Consider the following 2,805-nt stretch of genomic DNA (forward strand, 5'->3'; position numbering starts at 1 on the left):
ACCACTAGCACAGCTAGTGGTTTTCGTGAGACAAAAAAAGACAAACATCAAAAACGATGTTTGTCTTCATTCTGAATCAGAATTTTAATAGGAATTCTGATTTTTTTATGCAAATCCATTTAAAAGCCAAAGGGTGTTTAATTATTATTTATTAAAATATAGATAAATATCATTTGATTAGTATTTGTTAAGTAGGAGTGTTTAATTCAAACGACTTCATTATAATGGTTGTCACATACATTAAAATAATAAAAAAATTAAAAAAGGTTGAAAAATAAAAATAACATGTTATAATTATAGCGTCTATATGAATAGGGAACATGGGTAGTAGTAACTCGAAGCCAACCTGTTTGTAATATTTTGACTCTTTTGGGGAGAGTTGAATGATTACTTGTTGGTACTTGGTGCTATGTGATATGGTATTGGGATAGGGTTATCATACCGATGTTTTGATTTGTAAGATGGGGATAGAGCGTAAGTAAAGGGGACGCTCTTTAAAATGGGGAGAAGTTTTTATGAAATATATGTAAATTAGCAATACTGCTGGATTCAAAAACACTTTTATTAGCAAAGCGTTTTTTCTCCTGCAGTTTTTTTATTTATTAAATAGTGTATTTTTAAATTCGGGGGAGAAGACTAGAAAATCTCAAAACAATTGATATCCTTGGATGATATGACTTAGTTTTCTTGTCTTACTTCTTGAATTTTATACGTAATGATAGTCTTTTTATTGAGACCTTTTTCTTTATCTACTTTACATCATTTGCAAAACAAGACCAATAGCGAGGGCATTCCCTTTAATGCTTTTGGAGAAAGGATAACTCATTTTCCTTTTTATTGGGGATAATAAAGTGATAATGTAGAGTCTTATTTGTCAATATTATATTGATTTCGTATAGGTCATAGGGGGGGATCTTATGGGAAAAAAATCAATCACTTCAGGAAATTACTTCTAAAATTTTGGCTAATTTTGATCCAGTTGTTAAGAAAGAACAACCTGATTTGGTTTTAGTTCATGGTGATACTACAACAACTTTTGCTGCTGGATTGGTTGCATTTTACAATAAAGTAAGTATTGGTCACGTTGAGGCTGGGCTTAGAACTTATGACAAATATTCACCATATCCAGAGGAAATGAATCGTCAGGTGACGGTTGTGACTAATTCTATCCATCATGCTGTTAAGCTGGTAGATCTCGGTATTAGTACTAGGATTATTGGTGGTAAGGTTAAACATTCAACAGATGCATCTATTGGAAGTACAGCTCTGGAACAAATCAGACAACTGAATTTTGATTGTGCTTTCATTGGTGCTAATGAAGTTGATGCCAATTATTTCACAACGCCAGATATGGAAGAGGCGGTCATTAAACGAACAGTGATAGCTAATGCGCAAAAAGCCTATGTTCTAGCTGATGCTTCTAAACTTGGTCAGGTTACCTATGCTAAGGTAGCCGAGGTTGAGAAAGTAACCATAATCACAAATGCTTCGGAAGAAGGGCTCCTTAAATAATTAAAAGAGAAAACGAGGGTTATTGAAGTATGATTTATACTGTGACGCTAAACCCATCAATCGACTTCATTGTTCGTATCGACAAGGTAGAGATTGGTGAAGTTAACCGTATAGAGAGTGATGATAAATTCGCTGGTGGTAAGGGTATTAATGTCAGCCGTATTCTACAACGTTTAGGAATTGACAATACTGCTACGGGCTTCATCGGTGGTTTTACAGGACGTTTTGTTACAGACAGTTTGGATGCTGAAGGTATTAAAACTACTTAGAATGGTGAGGCTGTAATGGTATTAGGAAAAGTAAGTGATTTTTTAATCAAGCATCAAAGATTGTTAACGTACTTAAGTATTTTTGCTGCGTTAATGTTATTAATGCGCTTAGTGTATGATGATGTTTTGATTGACCATGATAATCCCATCGTTTTAGCAATCTTTATAGGAATACTAGTTCTTTGGACCCTAGCATCTTACCTTAATCGAAGACAGCATATGCTATCCCACTTTATCTTACAGAGTTCGAAACTTATTAACGTCTATGCTGTAGACTTAGATTATCGTTTTATTGCGGTTAATAAGAATGATATTCGGCTCATGGAAGAAATCTTTTATTTCACTCCCAAAATTGGTGACTTTCCAATGAATTATCTTAATAATGAAGATGCTGCGCGTTTAAAAGCAAATGTTGATCGTGCGAAAAAGGGTGAAACATTTATATTTATGGATACTATTAAGACAGGCGACAAAACGCTTTACTGGCAAAATATGTATTCTCCCATTTATAACAATCGCCAAAAAGTGATTGGTGTTTTTTGTTTTGTTCTTGATGTTACAGAGCAGAGACTTCATGAACTTGAAATACAGAGGATGGCATACGAAGATGTTTTAACACGGGTTCATAATCGACGATATATTGAGCTTGCTTTTGAGGAATGTCTGACACGTAAAGAAGAACAAATTACGGTTATTATATCTGATTTGGATAAATTCAAGGAAGCAAATGATACCTTTGGACATGCTACGGGAGATAAGATTCTAATTGAATTTGGTGATATTTTAACGAAGATAATGCCTGAAAGTGCTGTAATAGCAAGGTTAGGTGGAGATGAATTTGCGGTTTTACTCCCTGGAGTTTCTGAAAATCAAGCTGAATTTTTAATAAAACTTGTTCAAGCAGAAATGACTCTCAAAGATATGGGGATTACAGCATCTTTAGGTGCTTATACGGACTCTTATCAATCACATAAAAACTTCGTTGATTTTTTTGCAATAGCTGATAAGAAAATGTACGAAAATA

At 33.9% G+C, this 2,805-nt stretch carries 2 protein-coding genes and 1 pseudogene; all 3 read left to right on the top strand.

The genetic code is table 11. The features are described 5' to 3' along the window. The first annotated feature begins 912 nt into the window (after positions 1–912). A complete protein-coding gene (locus tag HMPREF3112_RS08875; protein WP_070439352.1) occupies positions 913–1,512 on the top strand; it encodes a UDP-N-acetylglucosamine 2-epimerase in 600 nt (199 codons plus the stop codon). Between the two features lie 29 nt (positions 1,513–1,541). After that, a pseudogene (locus HMPREF3112_RS08880) lies at positions 1,542–1,775 on the top strand (PfkB family carbohydrate kinase); the annotation flags it as partial. Positions 1,776–1,796: 21 nt separating this feature from the next. Next, on the top strand, positions 1,797–2,805 hold a 1,009-nt coding region (locus HMPREF3112_RS08885; protein ID WP_070439355.1), incomplete at its 3' end, for a sensor domain-containing diguanylate cyclase.

The sequence above is a fragment of the Streptococcus sp. HMSC10E12 genome, assembly GCF_001807855.1.
Lineage (GTDB): Bacteria > Bacillota > Bacilli > Lactobacillales > Streptococcaceae > Streptococcus > Streptococcus salivarius.